The organism is Mesorhizobium sp. M0016, from assembly GCF_040324035.1.
Taxonomy (GTDB): domain Bacteria; phylum Pseudomonadota; class Alphaproteobacteria; order Rhizobiales; family Rhizobiaceae; genus Mesorhizobium.
This window is the reverse complement of sequence record NZ_JAMYVM010000013.1, coordinates 69,082-88,246: the sequence shown is the minus strand read 5'-3', so window position 1 is coordinate 88,246 and position 19,165 is coordinate 69,082. Positions and strand designations below refer to the sequence as shown.

Sequence of the window (19,165 nt, the reverse complement as noted above, 5' to 3'; positions counted from 1 at the left end):
CCACAACTACAGAACCGGCACGCAAGATGCCAGTCACAGCTTGGCGAAGGACTTGTATCGCCAAGGTGCAAGGCCCGGCGGCATCCTCTCCGGCGGCCGCGGCGATGAACTGGCGGTGCAGGCCGGCATGCCGGCCGAGACCACGGTTTCTGGGCCGAACGCGGCGCCACCATCATCCAGACCGACGAACCGAAGGCTGCCATTGGCTGGCTGGGGGCCAACGGGTTTAGGGTGCCTTATGTGGATGAGGGAAGCCGGCCGAGCCGCGAATACGGCGAGTATCAATTAGAAATCGTACGTCGGCGCCATCACCCCACCCGGCGCTGCGCGCCGACCTCCCCATCGAGGGGAGGTAGGGCGTTGGCGCTTTAGATTCCGACAGTCGTAGCGATTGCGAGGCATGCAAGGCTGCCGCGACCTCCTACCTCCCCTCGGTGGGGAGGTCGCGCCGAAGGCGCGGGTGGGGTGACAGCGCCGCCCGCAAAATCTTCACGCCGCTTTCGCCACCCCATTCAATTCCCTCAGCACATCAGCCGACAGCTCCAGTTCCGCCGCCGCCAGGTTCTCTCTCAAATGCCCGACCGACGACGTCCCCGGGATCAGCAGGATGTTCGGCGAGCGGCGCAGCAGCCAGGCGAGCGCAACCTGCAAGGGTGTGGCGCCGAGCCGCGTGGCCACATCCGACAAGGTCGACGACTGCAGCGGGCTGAAGCCGCCGAGCGGGAAGAACGGCGTGTAGGCGATGCCGGCGCGCGCCAGTTCATCGATCAACCCGTCGTCGTCGCGATGCGCCAGATTGTACTGGTTCTGCACGCAGACGATCTCGGCGATCCCACGGCCTTCCTCGACCTGCGCTGGGGTGACGTTGCTCAGGCCGATATGGCGCACCAGGCCCTTGCGCTGCAGTTCGGCAAGCGCGGTCAACTGCGCCTCGATCGAGCCCTCGGCCGGACCCATCACCCCGAACATGATGCGCAGATTGACGACATCCAGCACCTCAAGGCCGAGATTCCTGAGATTGTCGTGCACGGCCTGCTCTAGTTCCTTGGCGGAATAGGCAGGCAGCCAGGAGCCGTTGCTGCCGCGCCGCGCCCCGATCTTGGTGACGATGACGAGGTCTTGCGGATAGGGCGCCAGCGCTTCGCGGATCAGCTGGTTGGTTACATGCGGGCCATAGTAGTCGCTGGTGTCGATGTGGTTGACCCCGGAGGCCACCGCTTCGCGCAGCACTGCAATGGCCGCGTCATGATCCTTCGGCGGACCGAAAACGTGCGGGCCGGCAAGTTGCATGGCGCCGTAGCCGAGCCGTTCCACGGTGTGGCTGCCGAGGGTGAATGTGCCGGATTTTTGGATGGTGGACATGGTCGGTCTCCTTTGAGGAGGCGAAGATAGACGCTGCTCAACCTCGGGATAATAAGGTACAATCCGTACAGCTTGTGCGGAATGGCGAACAATGATGGACCTTGGCGATCTGAACGCTTTCGTGACGGTGGCGCGTGCCGGCGGTTTTCGCGAAGGGGCTCGCGCCGGCGGCGGCAGCGCGTCGGGCCTGAGCGAAGCGGTGCGCCGCCTGGAGACGCAACTTGGCGTCAGGCTGTTCAACCGCACCACACGCAGCGTTGTTCCAACCGACGCAGGCCTCAGCCTCTTGGGAAGGCTTGGCCCGGCGCTGTCGGAGGTGGAGGCGGCCCTCGACGTGGTCAATGGCTTTCGCGACAGGCCGGCCGGTTCGCTGCGCCTCAACGTCCCGGTCAGCGCCGCGCGGCTGATATTGCCCGACATCGTTCCGGGCTTCCTCGCCGCCTATCCCGGCATTCGGCTGGAGGTCATCGCCGATGAGAACTTCGTCGACGTGTTGGCGGCCGGCTGCGACGCCGGCATCCGCTATGACGAGCGACTGGAGCAGGACATGATCGCGGTGCCGATCGGACCGCGCGTCCAGCGCTTCGCCACTGGCGCCAGCCCCGCCTATCTCGAGCGCCATGGGCGGCCGCAGCACCCGAGCGACCTGCTTGGCCATGCTTGTCTGCGCGGTCGTTTTGCCAGCGGTGCGATGCTGCCGTGGGAATTCGAGCGCGACGGCGAGGTGGTGCGGGTCGACACGACGGGGCCGTTGATCGTGCGGATCGGCGGGGCGAGCGATCTTGCCGTCCATGCGGCCATTGCCGGCAGCGGCATCGTCGCTCTCTTCGAGGGCTGGCTTCGCCCCCACTTCGAAAGCGGCGCCCTGGAGCCCGTGCTCGAACCGTGGTGGCAGAGCTTTCCCGGGCCATTTCTGTACTATCCCGGACGGCGTCTGGTTCCGGCGCCGCTACGGGCGTTTATCGATTATATTAAGGCCGGCAAGTTCTGAGACTTGAACCGAGGCCGGCGCCATCACCCCACCCGGCGCTTCGCGCCGACCTCCCCATCGAGGGGAGGTAGGGTGCCGCGTTTTTATGGTCGAACTGGTTTGCTAGCCGCTGGACCATCGTGGATTGTCCGGGTGGCAAAACTGCCGCGACCTCCTACCTCCCCTCGATGGGGAGGTCGAAGCGCCGGGTGGGGTGACTGCCGAGACCCAAAAGAAAAGGCCGCCCGGAGGCGGCCTTTCGATGTCTGGAACGTCGCAGCGCTTAGCGCTTCGAGAACTGGAAGGAACGACGGGCCTTCGCCTTGCCGTACTTCTTGCGCTCGACGACGCGGCTGTCGCGGGTCAGGAAGCCGCCCTTCTTGAGCACGGCGCGCAGTGCCGGCTCATAGTAGGTCAGCGCCTTGGAGATGCCGTGACGAACGGCACCGGCTTGGCCGGAGAGGCCGCCGCCGATGACGGTGGCGACGATGTCGTACTGGCCGGCGCGGTTGGAAGCGATGATCGGCTGGTTGAGGATCATCTGCAGGACCGGACGCGCGAAATAGGTCGCGAATTCCTTGTCGTTGACGACGATCTTGCCGGAACCCGGCTTCACCCAGACGCGCGCAATTGCGTTCTTGCGCTTGCCGGTGGCATAGGCGCGGCCCGACTTGTCGAGCTTCTGGACATGCACGGGTGCTGCCGGCTGGGTGTTGGTGTTGCCGGTGGCGGCGCCCAATTCTGCGAGCGAGGAAAGCTCAGCCATCTTATGCAACCTTCTTGTTCTTGGCGTTCAGCGCGCCGACGTCGAGGGTGACGGGCTGCTGGGCGACATGCGGATGTTCCGTGCCTGCATAGACGCGGAGGTTCTTCATCTGGCGACGGCCGAGCGGCCCGCGCGGGATCATGCGTTCGACGGCCTTCTCGACGACACGCTCGGGGAAACGGCCCTCGAGCAGCTGGCGCGCGGTGCGCTCCTTGATGCCGCCGGGGTGACCGGTGTGCCAGTAATAGACCTTGTCGGTGAACTTCTTGCCGGTGAACACCACCTTGTCGGCATTGATGACGATGACGTTATCGCCGTCGTCGACATGCGGGGTGAAGGTGGGCTTGTGCTTGCCGCGAAGATGATTGGCGATGACAGTGGCGAGACGGCCGACGACGAGACCCTCGGCGTCGATCAGCACCCACTTCTTCACCACATCCGCAGGCTTCTGCGAAAAGGTTGCCATGGATTTCTGCTTTCGATTTGGACCTTCCGAAGAAGGCGTTTCTTGTTGCTTAGATTGGCGACAAGACACTTGCCCGCCGCCAATAACAAAACGGCGGCCTTTGCGGGCCGCTGCTTCGTGACGGCTTATAGGCGAGGGGAGTGGGCACGTCAAGGCGCGGGAAAAGCACGTCTGCTCGTAAAGTGCAATAAAAACAAAGGTTTGACTAAAAGGTATTATTTTACCACATCGGCGGCGAGCTTCGGCGGGATCGAATAGGTGCCGGTCGCATGCGCAACCGTGTGTTCCTTCGGTCCGGCGACGATGTCGATATCGAACACCATCAGGCTCTTGCCCAGCTTCAGGATGCGGCAATGGCCGTCGATCGGGCCGGCCTCGGCCTTGCGGACGAAATTGATGTTGAGGTTGACCGTAACCGAAAGCGCATCCGGCCCGGCATGGCTGAGCACGCAGACATAGCCGCCAATGTCGGCCAGCGTGAACAGCGAGGGCCCGGACACCGTGCCGCCGGGACGCAAATGCCGTTCGCTGGCGTTGAGCCGCACCGTGCAGCCGCCCGGAAACACATCGAGCGCCTCATACGACGTGAACTCGTCGTTGAGCTGCGGGTAGACGCTGGCCATCAGCGCATTGACTTCAGCCGCCGTCAGCACCGGCTTGAGATTGTCCTGGGCGGGCATGTCGGTCTCTCGTTCTATGCCGGGCCTGTATGAACGCAATGATGCGCTTCTGGCAACACCTCTGGCGCAAGCGATGGGTGTTGATGAAACTCGATCCGATATTAGATAGTCTGGCGGCGCCCGGCGGAATCGCGGAGACCCTTGTCATGGCCGAAATCCTTTCGATCAAACCTGTTGCCATAGACGGGCCGGTCATCGCCGGGCTGGACAAGGGCGTGCTGCGCCTGACGCTCGCCAATCCGCCCGCCAATGCCTTGTCGCTTTCCGTCATGGCGGCATTGAGCGCCGAGCTCGACCGTGCCAAGGCCAACAAATCGGTCCGCGTCATCGTCTTGGCGGCCGCCGGGAAAGTCTTCTGCGCCGGTCACGATCTCAAGGAAATGACCGCGCGCCGCGCCGACGCCGACAAGGGCAAGGGGTTTTTCGAGCAGACATTTTCGGCTTGCGCGGCGTTGATGCAGCAGATCGTGCGCCATCCGCTCCCGATCATCGCCGAAGTCGATGGCCTCGCCACTGCTGCGGGGCTGCAACTGGTTGGCAGTTGCGACCTCGCCATTGCCTCGCATGAAGCGACCTTCTGCACGCCGGGCGTCAATATCGGCCTGTTTTGTTCGACGCCGATGGTGGCGCTGTCACGCAACGTGTCTCACAAGCACGCCATGGAAATGCTGCTCACCGGCGAGACCATCGATGCCGCAACCGCCAAGGAATTCGGCCTGGTTAACCGCGTCGTGCCGCGCGAATACCTGAATCAGATCGTCACCAAATACGCGCAAACCATTGCCTCCAAATCATCTCTGGTGGTCAAGACCGGCAAGGAAGCCTTTTACGCGCAGGCCGAGATGGGGTTGGCGGACGCGTATGCCTATACCGGCCGCGTCATGGTCGAGAACATGCTGGCCCGCGACGCCGAGGAAGGCATCGGCGCCTTTATAGGCAAGCGTAAACCGGAATGGACGGACGAATAGGCTTTTCGATCCATGGAACCGCGCATCTCCATCATCACCATCGCCACCGACGATCTCGAGCGCGCCGTGCGCTTTTACGAGGGCATGGGCTTGAAGCGCCACGCCGGCATCACCGATGGCGTCGCCTTCTTCCAGATGGGCGGCGCCATTCTCGGCCTGTTCCCGCGGCCAAGCGCCGAGGAGGATTCAGGCATTGCCTTCGCCGCAGCACCGTCGGCGGTCTACCTCGCCTACAACACCCGCTCCGATGCCGAGGTTGACGAGGTCTTGGCCGCAGCCGAGAAGGCCGGCGGCACAATCGTCAAGCCGGCCGGCCGTGCCTTCTGGGGCGGCTGGTACGGCTATTTCGCCGATGCCGACGGCCATGTCTGGGAAGTGGCGCACAATCCGGCCTTCCCGATCGCGGATGACGGCACCATCTCGCTGCCGGATTGAGCGTCCGCATGGGCTATCGCAAGCAACTGACCCGGCTTAAGGCGCCTTATCTCAAACGCATCCTGATTGACCCCGAGCGCGTGGAAGATTGGGAAAAATATCCCTGGAACCTGCCGCTGTTCCGCGGCCGCGAATTCGAGCTCGAATTCACCACGCCGATCACCATCATTGTCGGCGAAAACGGCACCGGCAAATCGACGCTGCTGGAAGCGATCGGCGCGGTGGCCGGTTACGACGAAGCCGGCGGCGGCAAGGGCTACATGCCCGTCGACCACTCCGGCGCCATCGACGAGAGTGGTGCAGCGCTTGCCGACACGTTGCGCGGCCACTGGCTGCCGAAGGTCACAGCGGGTTGGTTCTTCCGCGCCGAATCTTTTTACACGGTTGCCCGCTATCTCGATCAGGCGGCGCTGGAATCTGGCGGGGCGCCGCCGGATTTCCTGTCCTGGTCGCATGGTGAAGGGTTCATCCGCTTCTTCGAGGAGCGCTGCCGCCGGCAAGGTATCTACATCCTCGACGAGCCCGAAAGCGCGCTGTCGCCATCGCGGCAGATCGAGCTGCTGAAGATGCTGCGGCGCATGGACCGGTCCGGCACGGCTCAAGTGATCATGGCGACGCACTCGCCGCTGCTGATGGCCTGTCCGGGCGCGCGGCTGTTCCGCATCAGCCGCTTCGGCCTCGACCCCACAGATTTCACCGATACCGATCATTTTCGCATGATGCGCGACTTCTGCACGGACCCGCAGTCCTTTATGGAGGAAGCACTGAGGGAGACCGACGAGTGAATCACGATAGCTACGACAATGCCTACATCGGCGGCATCCTCAATTCTGTGAAGACCATCGCCATGGTCGGCGCGTCGGCCAACGATGTCAGGCCGAGCTTTTTCGTGCTGAAATACCTGCTGGCCAAGGGCTTTTCGGTGTTTCCGATCAATCCGGGGCAGGCCGGCAAGGAAATCCTCGGCCGCATGACCTATGCCAGCCTTGCCGATCTGCCTGAACCGGTCGACATGGTCGACATCTTTCGCGCCTCCGCAGCGGTGCCCGGCATTGTCGATGAGGTGCTGAAGCTCGACCCCTTGCCGAAAGTCGTCTGGATGCAGCTTGGCGTGCGCGATGACGAGGCGGCCGCGCGTGCCGAGGCGGCCGGTATCAAGGTGGTGATGAACCGCTGCCCGAAGATCGAATATGGCAAGCTGTCGGGCGAGATCGGCTGGACCGGCGTCAACTCCGGTGTGCTTTCGTCGAAGAAGCCGCTGATGCGGTCGGGATTCCAGAGTTTCGGTGTGCGCCAGAAGTAAGGCAGTGAATGGTGAATGGTGAATAGAAGGATTTTCCTGGAAGCCGGGTAAAGCCGCATATGAGCGGCTTGCAATCAAGGTGGGACTGGCCGACTTTGCGACCACCATTCATCGCTCACCATTGACCATTTCATCATTCACACGTTTACCGCTCAGGGAGGTTTTCGATGACCCGCACGCCCGGTTTCAACACGCTCGCCGTCCATGCCGGCGCCAAGCCCGACCCGGCGACGGGCGCACGCGCCACGCCGATCTACCAGACGACCTCCTTTGTGTTCGACGATGCCGACCATGCCGCCTCGCTGTTCGGGCTGAAGGCCTTCGGCAACATCTACACCCGCATCATGAACCCGACCCAGGCGGTGCTGGAAGAGCGGATCGCGGCGCTCGAAGGCGGCACGGCTGCACTTGCCGTTGCTTCCGGCCATGCCGCACAGGTGATCGTGTTCCACAATCTCATGCGGCCTGGCGATAATTTCGTCGCCGCCACAAGGCTTTACGGTGGTTCGATCAATCAGTTCGGCCATGCCTTCAAGAATTTCGGCTGGGAGGTGCGTTGGGCCGACACCAACGACGTCTCCACCTTCGAAAGCCAGATAGACGACAAGACCAAGGCGATCTTCATCGAGAGCCTGGCCAATCCCGGCGGCACCTTCGTCGACATAGAGAAAATCGGCGACATCGCCCGCAAGCACGGCTTGCCGCTCATCGTCGACAACACGCTGGCCTCGCCCTATCTGGTGCGGCCGATCGAGCATGGCGCCGACATCGTCGTCCATTCGCTGACCAAGTTCATCGGCGGCCACGGCAATTCGATCGGCGGCGCCATCGTCGATGGCGGCACGTTCGACTGGTCGAAATCCGGCAAATATCCGATGCTGTCGGAGCCGCGCCCCGAATATGGCGGCCTTGTCCTGCACGAAACCTTCGGCAATTTCGCTTTCGCCATCGCCGCGCGCGTGCTTGGCCTGCGTGACATCGGCCCGGCGATTTCGCCGTTCAATGCCTTCCTGATCCTGACCGGGCTGGAGACCTTGCCACTCAGGATGCAGCGCCATTGCGACAATGCGATCACCGTAGCCGGCTGGCTGTCCAACCACCCCAAGGTCGCCTGGGTCAACTATCCCGGCCTGCCCAGCGACAAGAACAACGCGCTGCAGAAGAAATACTCGCCGCAAGGCGCCGGTGCTGTCTTCACCTTCGGCCTGAAGGGCGGCTACGACGCAGGCATCAAGTTCGTCGAGGCGCTCGAACTGTTCTCGCACCTCGCCAATGTCGGCGATACCAAGTCGCTGGTCATCCATCCGGCCTCGACCACGCATCGCCAGCTTTCCGACGAGCAGAAGGTCAAGGCGGGTGCCGGACCGGACACGGTCCGGCTTTCCGTCGGCATCGAGGATGTCAACGACATCGTCGCCGATCTGGAACAGGCTTTGACCAAGGTTTGATAGTGAGTAGTGAGTAGTGAGTAGTGAGTAGTAGTCGGTATTCACTAGTTAGCAGTGATTAGTGATCAGCCACCCGCTCGAGGGAGCGCTTTCCGCTCACTACTCACTACTCACTAGTCACTACTCACTAGTCACTACTCACTGCACTACTCACTGCACTACTCACTACTCACTAATCTGTTGGAGGCAAGCCCTGTCCGCGCATTACTTGGCAATATCGACCGACAGCGTCGACGCCGAACATGGCGCCCCGGCGCCGGATCGTCTGATTGCGGGCGATCCGAAGTTCCGCACCTGGAATGTCGAGGAGCGCGATGGCCGCCTCTATGCCGGCATCTGGGAAGCGACGCCGGGCAAATGGCGCATCGAATATGACGAATGGGAGTTCTGCCACATCTTGTCCGGCGTCTCGGTGGTTGCCGAGGATGGCGGCGAGGCGCGCACGGTCCGGGCCGGCGACAGCTTCGTGCTCAGGCCAGGCTTCAGGGGCAGCTGGGAAGTGCTTGAAACGACCCGCAAGGAGTATGTGGTCAAGCTCTGATCTCGCGGCGCGCTTGGACTTCACAAAAGCCGATCGATGTCAGTGTCGGAAAAGCCGTATCCGCTCATCATCTCCCTGTGCCAGGGACTGCCAAGCAAATCACTGAGGCATAAGTCGACGCGCTGGAGCAGGGTGGCACTGCCTTTGGCGAGAGCGAAAGCGCCGGGCGCTGGCTGTTTTTCGACTGCCGGGACGTCGACGACGTCGAGAGGCGCGTCGGGTCGCCGGCTCAGATAGCCGCGATGCGCGAGCGCTACACTCGCATAGGCATGCACCACGCCGGCCGCGACGGCGTTAGCTGCTTCGGCCTGGGTGGCAAATATCCTTAGCCGTTCGGGCTGAATAGCGTTTTGCAGGGCCGTCCGGTGCTGGATCTGGCCCGATATGACGCCGATCAGCGCCGTCCGATCATTGGCGACGGACCGATAGCCATCAAAGGCGCGGGGATTGTCTTTCGCGACCAGCAATCCATCCGCCAGCATCCAGATCGGCCTTGTGAAGTCGACCAGCTTCCGGCGGTCTTCGGAAATGAACAGGCCGGTGGTCATGTCCCACCCCTTCGGCAAGCCCAGGCAGCAGCTCGGCAAACTCGGTCTCGATGGGCAAAAGTTCCAGCCCGAGCGTCAGGCAGACCCTCTTGGCCAGTTGGGCATCGCTGCCGCCCAGACGTCCCGATCCGTCGATAAAGCAGAAGGGTGGTTCCTGTAGAAAGGCGAATCTCATTTTCTCGGGCATGCGTCGGCTCCGCCGTCCTCACAAGCTCACAGTGAGCTTTTCCAGACCATGGAAATGATAGGTGTCGCGGAAGCGCGGCTGCTCCGCAAGATGGAGTTGCGGCTGCCGCTCGAACAGGGTTTTCAGCGACACCTGCAACTCCAGCCGCGCCAGCGGCGCACCGATGCAGAAATGGATACCGGCGCCGAACGAGACATTCTTCTGGTCTAGTCGGCCGGGCCGGAAGGCGCCAGGTTCGGCAAAGGCAAGCGGATCATGATTGGCCATGCCGAGCAGCAGGCCGACCGTCTCGCCCGGTTGTACGACAACCCCCGATGTCACCTCGACCTCCTGATAGGCGTAGCGGGTGAACATGTGCAGCGGCGCGTCGAAGCGCAGGCACTCCTCGACCGTTGCAGCGGTTGCTTCCGGCGAGGTGAAGAAACGGCCGGGGTCGCCGCCTTGCGCCAGCAACGTGCGCACGGCGTTGCCGGTTTGATGGACGGTCGCCTCGTGGCCTGCATTGAGCAACAGGATGGCAGACGAGACCAACTCGTCTTCCGACAGCTTCTGGCCATCCTCTTGTGCCGCGATCAGCAGCGATAGCAGGTCGTCGCCAGGCTTCTTCCGCCGCTCGGTGACATAGCCGCGCAAAAAGTCGGAAAAATCGTGCGCGGCGCGATTGGCCGCTTCCTCGGTCTCGCGCGTCCGGCCATGCATGTACATGGCCACCATCCGGTGCGACCAGTCGAGCAGTTGCGGCCCCATTTCGACCGGCACACCGAGCATTTCGGCAATGATGGTGATCGGCAAAGGTGCGGCGAAGCTGGGCAATAGATCGACCTGGCGCGGTTCGAAACGGTCGATCAGCTCATTGGCCAGCGCCTCCACGCGCGGCCGCAGCCGCTCGACCTGGCGCGAGACGAAGGCGCGGTTGACCAGGGTTCTGAGCCTGGTGTGCACCGGCGGCTCCAGCTCCAGCATCGAATTGCTCTCGATGCCGTCGAAAGCGGCCAAATGCGAGCGATCCTCGCCGATGCCGCGGCTGTCGGGAATGCCGGCCGGGTTCTGGCGACCGAAGCGGCGGTCGCGCAACAGCCGGTTGACGTCGTCGAAGCCGCCAAAGCACCAAAAGCCGAATTCCTCCCAGAAGAAGGCATTCGATGCGCCATGCAGGACGGCATAGGCGTCGTAGGGGTTCTGGAAAAACGCCGGTTCGTGCGGATCGAGCCGCAGGCGGCGCGTGGCTGGATCAAAGGCGAGGTAGGGCGGCATGGATGTGGTCATGCCAGACCATTACCGCGGCTTGCCGGCTTGGTGCCAGACCGGATGTTGGCACCCGACGGCCCTATGGATTGAGCCAACCGAGGCGGACCTCGGCGAAGTACCGAAGTCTAATCCTCGCAATGCCTGGCAATATGCACGCGGCGCCAGCTGGTCGAGCCTTCCTGCACCACCACCCGGCGCGCCATCCTCTGGTATGACGGCGCTATCTGGGTGACGTGCCGCCGCTCGGGCCGCACCAGCACTTCATGGGCGACGCTCTCATATTCGGCCGGCAGCACAAGCCGGCGGGTGCGCTCCGGTTCAACCACCACCGTTTCGGCCACACGCGCGTAGCGGGCCTTGCGCCACACCTTGCACAGCACCTTGCGGCCGTGGATGACGCGCCATTCCCAGGCATAGCCGCCATCGTCGACCTGGACCGTGCGGTAAACGGTGCGGGTTCTCGCCGGTACGATGTCATAGGTGACTCGGGGCGGCGCGATCTGCTCGACGCGCTCCATGGTGCCATAGATCGGCGGATCATAGTCGACCAACTGCCCGCCGGGACTGACCATGACGTCTTCATAGACGGTGTCATAGAGCGCCGGCCTGTGCACCGGCTCATAGCATTCGGCGGCCCGGCCGCCGGCAACCGCATCGGACACCATGCCGAGACCGGCAAGGCCGGAGATGGCGAGGCAAGCAGTTTTCCTGATCATGGCACTCCCCTGTTTGAACCCGAAACGTGAGGTTCAATGTTGAATTGTAGGGGAAGGTTCTCCGGGGGAAAGCGGTTTCGCCGCATTTCGTTAAGCGACGCGGTTAAGGAATTGCTACACCGCAAAAACGCCGCTGGCCGCGTTCGGACTTTCCCTTGCGCGGAAACCTTGATTCGACTTAACCAGATGGCTAGGAGGAGGCGGCCTTGCGCTAGGGTGAGCCGGCATCCTATTTACATTCTAACCGTCAAGAACCGATTCTGCCCGATGTTCCGGCGCCGGAATCCCCATCTCCAAAAAGGGTAGTCCATGAAGAACCCCGTCGAAACCTACATGAACCTCGTTCCGATGGTGGTCGAGCAGACCAATCGCGGCGAGCGGGCCTACGACATTTTCTCGCGCCTGCTGAAAGAGCGCATCATTTTCATCACCGGCCCGGTCGAAGACGGTATGGCGACGCTGGTTTGTGCACAGCTTTTGTTCCTCGAGGCCGAGAACCCGAAGAAAGAGATCAATCTCTACATCAACTCGCCGGGCGGCGTGGTGACCTCGGGCATGGCGATCTACGACACCATGCAGTTCATCAAGCCGGCGGTGTCGACGCTGTGCATCGGCCAGGCGGCGTCGATGGGCTCGCTGCTTCTGACCGCCGGCCACAAGGACATGCGTTTTGCCACGCCGAACGCCCGTATCATGGTTCACCAGCCTTCCGGCGGTTTCCAGGGCCAGGCCTCCGACATCGAGCGGCACGCGCAGGACATCATCAAGCTGAAGCGCCGCCTCAACGAGGTCTACGTCAAACACACCGGTAAGAGCTACGAAGACATTGAAAAGACGCTTGACCGCGACCATTTCATGACAGCCGACGAAGCCAAGGATTTCGGCCTCATCGACAAGGTCATTTCGTCGCGCGAGCCGGTCGAAGGCGCTGCGGCATAAGCGCTGCATGGCAGTTGCGTGGCTGGATAACGCGCTTTTGCTGGGATTTGCGGCATTTCGGCCACAATTGGCTGTTCCCTCGGTGGATGGGATTGCCTACGTTAAGGCTATGTTGATTTTCGACGGCTTAGCTTTGTGCAGGGTTGGCGCGAATCATTGCGACGTTTTCTGATTTGTGTTTCGTACGGAATGCGTTGCGGGAGCCGGGACACTGGCGGCGGCGAATTCCCGCGATAGATAGAATATGCGCCCTTTCAGCCAGACCATCGGCGGGCGGCCATGAAAGGACAGGAAAATGAGCAAAGTCGGCAACAACAGCGGTGATTCGAAGAACACGCTTTATTGCTCGTTTTGCGGCAAAAGCCAGCACGAGGTGCGCAAGCTGATCGCCGGCCCAACGGTGTTCATCTGCGACGAGTGCGTAGAGCTGTGCATGGACATCATCCGCGAGGAGAACAAGACCTCGATGGTGAAGTCGCGCGAGGGCGTGCCGACCCCGCAGGAGATCCTGAAGGTTCTCGACGACTATGTCATCGGCCAGCCCTACGCCAAGCGCGTGCTGTCGGTGGCTGTCCACAACCACTACAAGCGCCTGGCGCATGCCGGCAAGAACAACGACGTCGAATTGGCGAAGTCCAACATCCTGCTGATCGGCCCGACCGGCTGCGGCAAGACGCTGCTTGCCCAGACGCTGGCCCGCATCATCGACGTGCCCTTCACCATGGCCGACGCGACGACGCTGACCGAAGCCGGTTACGTCGGCGAGGACGTCGAAAACATCATCCTGAAGCTGCTGCAGTCGGCCGACTACAATGTCGAGCGCGCCCAGCGCGGCATCGTCTACATCGATGAAATCGACAAGATTTCGCGCAAGTCCGACAACCCATCGATCACCCGCGACGTGTCGGGCGAGGGTGTGCAGCAGGCGCTTCTGAAGATCATGGAAGGCACCGTTGCCTCCGTGCCGCCGCAGGGCGGCCGCAAGCATCCGCAGCAGGAGTTCCTGCAGGTCGACACCGCCAACATCCTGTTCATCTGCGGCGGCGCCTTCGCCGGGCTGGACAAGATCATCTCGGATCGCGGCAGGAAGACTTCCATCGGCTTCGGCGCCATCGTCGCTTCGCCCGAGGATCGCCGCACCGGTGACGTGTTCCGCCTGGTCGAGCCCGAGGATCTCTTGAAGTTCGGCCTCATCCCCGAGTTTGTCGGCCGTCTGCCGGTCCTGGCGACGCTGGAAGACCTCGACGAGCCGGCTCTGATCCAGATCCTGACCGAGCCGAAAAACGCGCTGGTCAAGCAGTATCAGCGGCTGTTCGAGATGGAAAGTGTCGACCTGACCTTCCATGAGAATGCGCTGTCGGCGATCGCCAAGCGCGCCATCGAGCGCAAGACCGGCGCCCGTGGCCTCCGCTCGATCATGGAAGCGATCCTGCTCGACACCATGTTCGAACTGCCCGCCCTGGAAGGCGTGCGCGAAGTGGTGATTTCGGAAGAAGTGGTGACCGGCAGCGCCCGGCCGCTCTACATCTATTCCGAGCAGAAGGAAAAGAAGGGCAACGTCAGCGCCTGATCTGGCATCTGGCCTAACCTTTTTATGGAACGGCGCCCGCGGGGCGCCGTTTTGCTGTGGTGAGGTACCGATCCTTGTGACGGAGTGGATGAACGAACGTGTCGACCCTTGATCTTTGCCCCTCGTGCATCCAACTAACATCGGAAGGCCGTGGTGCCGAATTCTGTGCTGTAAAACTCCCGTCACAAACGGTGGTAGGCGGAACGATCCTCGGTCGTTAATATGAGATTCGCGGTTGGCTCGATTAGCGGCCGCGACATGAAAGGTTGGACAATGGCCAAAATATCCAAGGCTCCCAGCGACGGCGTCTTCGCAGTCCTCCCACTGCGCGACATCGTGGTGTTCCCGCACATGATCGTTCCGCTCTTTGTCGGGCGTGAAAAGTCGATCAAGGCGCTGGAAGAGGTTATGGGTCAGGAAAAGCAGATCCTGCTTGCCACCCAGATGAATGCCGCCGATGACGATCCCGAGCCCGATGCGATCTTCGACATCGGCACGCTCGCCAATGTGCTGCAATTGCTGAAGCTGCCCGACGGCACCGTCAAGGTGCTGGTCGAAGGCGCGTCGCGTGCCAAGATCGTCTCGTTCACCGACCGTCCGGACTTCCACGAAGCTACCGCCACGGCGCTGGTCGAGCCGGAGGAGGAAGAGGTCGAGGTCGAGGCGCTCGCCCGTTCGGTCGTCACCGACTTCGAAAACTACGTCAAGCTGAACAAGAAGATCTCGCCTGAAGTGGTGGGCGCCGCCAGCCAGATCGACGACTATTCCAAGCTCGCCGATACGGTTGCCTCGCACCTCGCCATCAAGATCCCCGAGAAGCAGGAGATGCTGGCCACGCTGTCCGTCAAGGAACGGCTGGAAAAGGCGATGGGCTTCATGGAAGCCGAAATCTCCGTCCTGCAGGTGGAGAAGCGCATCCGCTCGCGCGTCAAGCGCCAGATGGAGAAGACGCAGCGCGAATATTACCTCAACGAGCAGATGAAGGCGATCCAGAAGGAGCTCGGCGAAGGCGAGGACGGCCGCGACGAGGCCGCCGAGATCGAGGCGCGCATCAAGAAGACCAAGCTCTCCAAGGAGGCCCGCGAAAAGGCGGAAGCCGAGTTGAAGAAGCTGCGGACGATGTCGCCGATGTCGGCGGAATCGACCGTCGTGCGCAATTATCTCGACTGGATCCTGTCGATCCCGTGGGGCAAGAACTCCAAGGTCAAGCAGGACCTGGCGTTTGCGCAGAACGTGCTCGACACCGATCATTTCGGCCTCGATAAGGTCAAGGACCGCATCGTCGAGTATCTCGCCGTGCAAAGCCGCCAGAAGAAGCTGAAGGGGCCGATCCTGTGCCTCGTCGGCCCTCCCGGCGTCGGCAAGACCTCACTCGGCAAGTCGATCGCCAAGGCGACCGGCCGCGAGTTCATCCGCATGGCGCTTGGCGGCGTGCGTGACGAGGCCGAGATCCGTGGCCACCGCCGCACCTATATCGGCTCGATGCCCGGCAAGGTCATCCAGTCGATGAAGAAGGCCAAGAAGTCCAACCCGCTCTTCCTGCTCGACGAGATCGACAAGATGGGCCAGGACTTCCGCGGCGATCCGTCATCGGCTTTGCTCGAGGTGCTCGATCCCGAGCAGAACTCGACGTTCATGGACCATTACCTCGAGGTCGAATACGACCTGTCGAGCGTGATGTTCGTAACGACGGCGAACACACTGAACATCCCTGCGCCCCTGATGGACCGCATGGAGATCATCCGTATCGCCGGCTACACCGAGGACGAGAAGATCGAGATCGCCAAGCGTCACCTGATGCCCAAGGTGATCCGCGATCATGCCCTGCAGCCGAAGGAATTCTCCGTCGGCGAGGACGCGATCCGCGGCATCATCCAGACCTACACCCGTGAAGCGGGCGTCAGAAGCCTGGAGCGCGAGCTGATGAAGCTCGGGCGCAAGGCGGTGACCGAGATCCTGAAGACGAAGAAGAAGACGGTGAGCATCACGGCGGCGAACCTCGCCGATTACCTCGGTGTTCCGCGCTTCCGCTTCGGCCAGGTCGAGGCTGACGATCAGGTCGGTGTCGTCACCGGTCTTGCCTGGACGGAAGTCGGCGGCGAGCTGCTGACGGTCGAAGGCGTCATGATGCCCGGCAAGGGCCGCATGACGGTGACCGGCAATCTGCGCGACGTGATGAAGGAATCGATCTCGGCGGCGGCCTCTTATGTCCGCTCGCGGGCCATCGATTTCGGCATCGAGCCGCCGCTGTTCGACAAGCGTGACATCCACGTCCACTTGCCCGAAGGCGCCACGCCGAAGGACGGTCCGTCTGCAGGTGCTGCCATGGCGACAGCCATCGTGTCGGTCATGACGGGGATTCCGGTCCGGGCCGATGTGGCGATGACTGGCGAGATAACGCTTCGCGGCCGCATCTTGCCGATCGGCGGCCTCAAGGAGAAGCTGCTCGCCGCATTGCGCGGCGGCATCAAGAAGGTGCTGATCCCGGAAGACAACGCCAAGGATCTGGCGGAGATACCGGACAATGTGAAGAACGGTATGGAGATCATTCCGGTCTCACGTGTCGGCGAGGTTCTGAGGCACGCGCTGGTGCGCATGCCGGAGCCAATCGAGTGGGTCGAGCCGGTCAATCCGCCGGCTTCCACCGATACCGTTGACGATGCTGGAAAGTCGCTTGCACATTAGAAACTACTAAAGTTGCAGTGCACAAAGAGAGAGCCGGGCCTTGAGCCCGGCTTTTTCATGTGAAAAACCCACCATTTCCGGGCTTTTTTCAACTTTTTTCCGGCTTTTTGACTTGGGTTTGCGAGCGCTTCTTTCTAAAGTCCCTCTCCTGCCGGATGAGTCGAAAGTTCCGGTTTTCTCATGGAAGGGAATTTTTATGAACAAGAACGAACTGGTTTCCGCTGTCGCTGAATCCGCGAGCATTTCGAAGGGTGACGCACAGTCGGCGGTTGAGGCGGTGTTCTCCGTCATCACTGGCGAACTGAAGAAGGGCGGCGATGTACGGCTCGTCGGCTTCGGAAATTTCACCGTCTCCAAGCGTGCGGCATCGACTGGCCGCAACCCGCAGACTGGCGCGGAAGTGAAGATTCCGGCGCGTACCGTGCCGAAGTTCTCGGCCGGCAAAGGCCTCAAGGACGCGGTCAACTAAAAATTTTTCAGAGAATGTTGAAAAGCCGGGTTCGCCCGGCTTTTCTTTTGCCTCGATGGCGGCAGGCCGTCAGCCCGCTGAGGCGAGCCTTCAGCCCACCGGCGCATCCGCGCGCATCAGGCCTTCCTGCTTGAGGTCCGCCCACAGCGCCGCAGGCAGCTTGGCATCGAGCAGGGCGCGGTTGCTTTCGACTTCACTCGGCCGCTGGCCGCCGGGGATGACCGACACCACGGAAGGGTGCAGCAGCGGAAACTGCAGCGCCGCCTCGATCAGCCTGACGCCATGGCGCTGGCAGACGGCCTCGATGCGCCCGACGCGATCCATGATGTCCCTTGGCGCCTCGGAGTAATTGTAATAGGCGCCTGGCTTCGGCCCGGTCGCCAGGATGCCGGAATTGTAAGGACCGCCGAGAACGATGCCGATGCCGCGTTGCTCACAGAGCGGCAGGAAGGTGGCAAGCGCTTCCTGTTCCAGCAGCGTGTAGCGCCCGGCCAGCAGGAACAGGTCGAAGTCGCCACGCTCCGCCAGCGTCTGGCAAACCTCCCATTCGTTGATGCCGCCGCCGAAGGCCTTGATCACGCCCTGGTCGCGCAGTGCAACCAGTCCGTTGTAGCCCGAGGCCATGAATTCCTCGATGCGCTGGTCTGACGCCTCCTTGCTGCCATGGGTGAAGATGTCGAGGTCATGGACGAAAAGGATGTCGATGCGGTCGACGCCAAGCCGTTCCAGCGACGCCTCGAACGAGCGCATGACGCCGTCATAGCTGTAGTCGTAGACCTCCTTACGCGTCGGTGTGTCGAAGAACTTGCCGATGCCGGTTCGTTCCTCCGGCGGGCAGGCGCGCAACAGGCGACCGACCTTGCTCGACAGCACATAGTCGTCGCGCTTCCTGCCGCGCAGGAAGGCATTGAGCCGTGTTTCGGCAAGGCCCAGGCCATAGAGCGGCGCGGTGTCGTAGTAACGGCAGCCGGTCGCCCACGCCGCCTCCAGCGTCGCGTTGGCATCCTCGTCGGGGACGGCGCGGTAAAGGTTGCCGAGCGGCGCGCTGCCGAAGCCAAGCTCGGTAAAGTCGAGGCCGCCATTGCCGATGCGGTCGAAATGCCGTGTCTTCATGTCGTGCTGATTTCCTGGATTGATTGTCTGACATGACACTATCACGCCGCTGGCTCAGCAAAAGCCGCCATGGCCGTTGGACAGGCATTTTCGCGGTGATAGCATGAACAAAAACAAGCCTTTTTCCGAAAGCGCGCAACCCGAAATCACCGGCCACAAACCCAGCCGGACAGATGGGACTCTCATGACGAATGCCGGCTCGGATATGTTTTCGACCGCCCTGCAAGAGCTGGGCGCCGTACTGGCGCGCGTCGACGAAGCCGGCATCTACACCGCCTGCGAAACCCTGGCCCGCGCGCAAAAGATCGTCGTCTATGGCTGCGGCCGCGAGGCCTTGCAGCTCAAGGGTTTCGCCATGCGCCTCTATCACCTTGGCCTTGAGGTGTCGGTGGTCGGCGACATGAACACGCCACCGCTTGGCCCAGCCGATGTCTTCCTGGTCAGTTCCGGCCCGGGCGAGACGACGACGGTGCTTACCTTGATGCAAGTCGCCCGCCAGGCCGGCGCCACCGTGCTTTTGCTCACCGCCGAGGCAGGCAGTAGTGCGGTCGCGCTTGCCGACTTCACCTTGCTGATCCCGGCGCAGACCATGGCGCGTGACCAGGGGCCACAAAAGACATCGCTGCTGCCGATGGGCTCGGTCTTCGAAGGGGCGCTGTTCCTGCTGTTCGAGGTGATGGTGCTGAAGCTCAAGGCGCTGACCGGCCAGTCGTCCGAGGCCATGCGCACCCGCCACACCAACATGGAATAG

Annotated in this window: 21 protein-coding genes and 1 pseudogene; 13 read left to right on the top strand and 9 right to left on the bottom strand. The window is 62.1% G+C overall.

The features are described from left to right. Positions 1–70 precede the first annotated feature (70 nt). A pseudogene (locus NKJ88_RS19535) lies at positions 71–289 on the top strand (glycerophosphodiester phosphodiesterase family protein); the annotation flags it as partial. Between the two features lie 200 nt (positions 290–489). Here NKJ88_RS19535 and NKJ88_RS19530 read toward each other — a convergent pair. After that, positions 490–1,362: an aldo/keto reductase family oxidoreductase gene (locus NKJ88_RS19530; protein ID WP_023823246.1), complete on the bottom strand. Its 873-nt coding sequence runs from the start codon at positions 1,360–1,362 to the stop codon at positions 490–492. A gap of 91 nt (positions 1,363–1,453) precedes the next feature. Here NKJ88_RS19530 and NKJ88_RS19525 point away from each other — a divergent pair, with 91 nt between their 5' ends. Continuing rightward, positions 1,454–2,353 (top strand): LysR family transcriptional regulator, encoded by a 900-nt coding sequence (locus tag NKJ88_RS19525; protein ID WP_023693291.1) that lies wholly within the window; start codon positions 1,454–1,456, stop codon positions 2,351–2,353. A gap of 262 nt (positions 2,354–2,615) precedes the next feature. On the opposite strand, the gene rpsI is transcribed toward NKJ88_RS19525, so the two are convergent. The 3 genes from rpsI to NKJ88_RS19510 all read right to left on the bottom strand — a co-directional run bounded on the left by rpsI (position 2,616) and on the right by NKJ88_RS19510 (position 4,244). Further along, complete coding sequence (gene rpsI, locus NKJ88_RS19520; protein WP_023669408.1) at positions 2,616–3,098, bottom strand: 30S ribosomal protein S9; 483 nt, start codon at positions 3,096–3,098, stop codon at positions 2,616–2,618. Between the two features lies 1 nt (position 3,099). Further along, on the bottom strand, positions 3,100–3,564 hold the full coding sequence (gene rplM, locus NKJ88_RS19515; RefSeq protein WP_023669409.1) for a 50S ribosomal protein L13: 465 nt from the start codon (positions 3,562–3,564) through the stop codon (positions 3,100–3,102). 215 nt (positions 3,565–3,779) lie between these two features. Further along, positions 3,780–4,244, bottom strand: a complete 465-nt coding sequence (locus NKJ88_RS19510; RefSeq protein WP_023743589.1) for a PaaI family thioesterase — start codon at positions 4,242–4,244, stop codon at positions 3,780–3,782. 146 nt (positions 4,245–4,390) lie between these two features. Here NKJ88_RS19510 and NKJ88_RS19505 point away from each other — a divergent pair, with 146 nt between their 5' ends. The 6 genes from NKJ88_RS19505 to NKJ88_RS19480 all read left to right on the top strand — a co-directional run bounded on the left by NKJ88_RS19505 (position 4,391) and on the right by NKJ88_RS19480 (position 8,939). Further along, a complete protein-coding gene (locus NKJ88_RS19505) occupies positions 4,391–5,212 on the top strand; it encodes an enoyl-CoA hydratase (protein WP_023669411.1) in 822 nt (273 codons plus the stop codon). Positions 5,213–5,224: 12 nt separating this feature from the next. Continuing rightward, the gene (locus NKJ88_RS19500; protein WP_023682313.1) at positions 5,225–5,647 is read left to right on the top strand and encodes a VOC family protein; all 423 of its coding nucleotides are present in this window, start codon (positions 5,225–5,227) and stop codon (positions 5,645–5,647) included. Between the two features lie 8 nt (positions 5,648–5,655). Next, positions 5,656–6,432, top strand: a complete 777-nt coding sequence (locus NKJ88_RS19495) for an AAA family ATPase (RefSeq protein WP_023682312.1) — start codon at positions 5,656–5,658, stop codon at positions 6,430–6,432. After that, positions 6,429–6,950, top strand: coding sequence for a CoA-binding protein (locus NKJ88_RS19490; RefSeq protein WP_023669414.1), 522 nt, complete (start codon positions 6,429–6,431; stop codon positions 6,948–6,950). Before NKJ88_RS19495 ends, NKJ88_RS19490 begins: the two co-directional genes overlap by 4 nt. Positions 6,951–7,117: 167 nt before the next feature. Next, on the top strand, positions 7,118–8,398 hold the full coding sequence (locus NKJ88_RS19485) for an O-acetylhomoserine aminocarboxypropyltransferase (protein ID WP_023693295.1): 1,281 nt from the start codon (positions 7,118–7,120) through the stop codon (positions 8,396–8,398). A 208-nt stretch (positions 8,399–8,606) separates the two neighbouring features. Beyond that, positions 8,607–8,939 (top strand): cupin domain-containing protein, encoded by a 333-nt coding sequence (locus NKJ88_RS19480; protein WP_373420123.1) that lies wholly within the window; start codon positions 8,607–8,609, stop codon positions 8,937–8,939. A 20-nt stretch (positions 8,940–8,959) separates the two neighbouring features. On the opposite strand, the gene NKJ88_RS19475 is transcribed toward NKJ88_RS19480, so the two are convergent. The 4 genes from NKJ88_RS19475 to NKJ88_RS19460 form a co-directional block, all read right to left on the bottom strand. After that, on the bottom strand, positions 8,960–9,487 hold the full coding sequence (locus NKJ88_RS19475) for a type 2 periplasmic-binding domain-containing protein (protein WP_280790547.1): 528 nt from the start codon (positions 9,485–9,487) through the stop codon (positions 8,960–8,962). Continuing rightward, positions 9,372–9,662, bottom strand: coding sequence for a transporter substrate-binding domain-containing protein (locus NKJ88_RS19470; protein ID WP_280791137.1), 291 nt, complete (start codon positions 9,660–9,662; stop codon positions 9,372–9,374). Before NKJ88_RS19470 ends, NKJ88_RS19475 begins: the two co-directional genes overlap by 116 nt. A gap of 30 nt (positions 9,663–9,692) precedes the next feature. Further along, positions 9,693–10,940, bottom strand: a complete 1,248-nt coding sequence (locus NKJ88_RS19465) for a cytochrome P450 (RefSeq protein WP_023693297.1) — start codon at positions 10,938–10,940, stop codon at positions 9,693–9,695. A 107-nt stretch (positions 10,941–11,047) separates the two neighbouring features. Beyond that, a complete protein-coding gene (locus NKJ88_RS19460; RefSeq protein ID WP_023831022.1) occupies positions 11,048–11,638 on the bottom strand; it encodes a hypothetical protein in 591 nt (196 codons plus the stop codon). A 309-nt stretch (positions 11,639–11,947) separates the two neighbouring features. On the opposite strand from NKJ88_RS19460, the gene clpP reads away from it, so the two are divergent. The 4 genes from clpP (at position 11,948) to NKJ88_RS19440 (ending at position 17,301) form a co-directional block, all read left to right on the top strand. Beyond that, the gene (gene clpP / locus NKJ88_RS19455; protein WP_023682306.1) at positions 11,948–12,577 is read left to right on the top strand and encodes an ATP-dependent Clp endopeptidase proteolytic subunit ClpP; all 630 of its coding nucleotides are present in this window, start codon (positions 11,948–11,950) and stop codon (positions 12,575–12,577) included. Positions 12,578–12,872: 295 nt separating this feature from the next. Continuing rightward, a complete protein-coding gene (gene clpX / locus NKJ88_RS19450) occupies positions 12,873–14,147 on the top strand; it encodes an ATP-dependent Clp protease ATP-binding subunit ClpX (protein WP_023682305.1) in 1,275 nt (424 codons plus the stop codon). A 273-nt stretch (positions 14,148–14,420) separates the two neighbouring features. Continuing rightward, positions 14,421–16,832 carry an endopeptidase La gene (gene lon, locus NKJ88_RS19445; protein WP_023682304.1) on the top strand — a complete coding sequence of 804 codons (2,412 nt, stop codon included), beginning with the start codon at positions 14,421–14,423 and terminating at the stop codon, positions 16,830–16,832. Positions 16,833–17,028: 196 nt separating this feature from the next. After that, positions 17,029–17,301, top strand: a complete 273-nt coding sequence (locus tag NKJ88_RS19440; RefSeq protein ID WP_023669423.1) for an HU family DNA-binding protein — start codon at positions 17,029–17,031, stop codon at positions 17,299–17,301. 90 nt (positions 17,302–17,391) lie between these two features. Here NKJ88_RS19440 and NKJ88_RS19435 read toward each other — a convergent pair whose 3' ends face one another. Beyond that, a complete protein-coding gene (locus tag NKJ88_RS19435) occupies positions 17,392–18,414 on the bottom strand; it encodes an aldo/keto reductase (protein WP_023682303.1) in 1,023 nt (340 codons plus the stop codon). Positions 18,415–18,598: 184 nt separating this feature from the next. Here NKJ88_RS19435 and NKJ88_RS19430 point away from each other — a divergent pair, with 184 nt between their 5' ends. After that, entirely contained in the window at positions 18,599–19,165 is a 567-nt protein-coding gene (locus tag NKJ88_RS19430) for an SIS domain-containing protein (RefSeq protein WP_023682302.1), read from the top strand.

Coding starts and splice junctions, on each gene's coding strand:
- clpX (WP_023682305.1), top strand. CDS start 12,873: ATGAGCAAAGTCGGCAACAACAGCGGTGATTCGAAGAACACGCTTTAT.
- NKJ88_RS19525 (WP_023693291.1), top strand. CDS start 1,454: ATGATGGACCTTGGCGATCTGAACGCTTTCGTGACGGTGGCGCGTGCC.
- rplM (WP_023669409.1), bottom strand. CDS start 3,564: ATGGCAACCTTTTCGCAGAAGCCTGCGGATGTGGTGAAGAAGTGGGTG.
- lon (WP_023682304.1), top strand. CDS start 14,421: ATGGCCAAAATATCCAAGGCTCCCAGCGACGGCGTCTTCGCAGTCCTC.
- NKJ88_RS19465 (WP_023693297.1), bottom strand. CDS start 10,940: ATGACCACATCCATGCCGCCCTACCTCGCCTTTGATCCAGCCACGCGC.
- NKJ88_RS19460 (WP_023831022.1), bottom strand. CDS start 11,638: ATGATCAGGAAAACTGCTTGCCTCGCCATCTCCGGCCTTGCCGGTCTC.
- NKJ88_RS19500 (WP_023682313.1), top strand. CDS start 5,225: ATGGAACCGCGCATCTCCATCATCACCATCGCCACCGACGATCTCGAG.
- rpsI (WP_023669408.1), bottom strand. CDS start 3,098: ATGGCTGAGCTTTCCTCGCTCGCAGAATTGGGCGCCGCCACCGGCAAC.
- clpP (WP_023682306.1), top strand. CDS start 11,948: ATGAAGAACCCCGTCGAAACCTACATGAACCTCGTTCCGATGGTGGTC.
- NKJ88_RS19430 (WP_023682302.1), top strand. CDS start 18,599: ATGACGAATGCCGGCTCGGATATGTTTTCGACCGCCCTGCAAGAGCTG.
- NKJ88_RS19510 (WP_023743589.1), bottom strand. CDS start 4,244: ATGCCCGCCCAGGACAATCTCAAGCCGGTGCTGACGGCGGCTGAAGTC.
- NKJ88_RS19495 (WP_023682312.1), top strand. CDS start 5,656: ATGGGCTATCGCAAGCAACTGACCCGGCTTAAGGCGCCTTATCTCAAA.
- NKJ88_RS19485 (WP_023693295.1), top strand. CDS start 7,118: ATGACCCGCACGCCCGGTTTCAACACGCTCGCCGTCCATGCCGGCGCC.
- NKJ88_RS19435 (WP_023682303.1), bottom strand. CDS start 18,414: ATGAAGACACGGCATTTCGACCGCATCGGCAATGGCGGCCTCGACTTT.
- NKJ88_RS19475 (WP_280790547.1), bottom strand. CDS start 9,487: ATGACCACCGGCCTGTTCATTTCCGAAGACCGCCGGAAGCTGGTCGAC.
- NKJ88_RS19470 (WP_280791137.1), bottom strand. CDS start 9,662: ATGAGATTCGCCTTTCTACAGGAACCACCCTTCTGCTTTATCGACGGA.
- NKJ88_RS19530 (WP_023823246.1), bottom strand. CDS start 1,362: ATGTCCACCATCCAAAAATCCGGCACATTCACCCTCGGCAGCCACACC.
- NKJ88_RS19440 (WP_023669423.1), top strand. CDS start 17,029: ATGAACAAGAACGAACTGGTTTCCGCTGTCGCTGAATCCGCGAGCATT.
- NKJ88_RS19505 (WP_023669411.1), top strand. CDS start 4,391: ATGGCCGAAATCCTTTCGATCAAACCTGTTGCCATAGACGGGCCGGTC.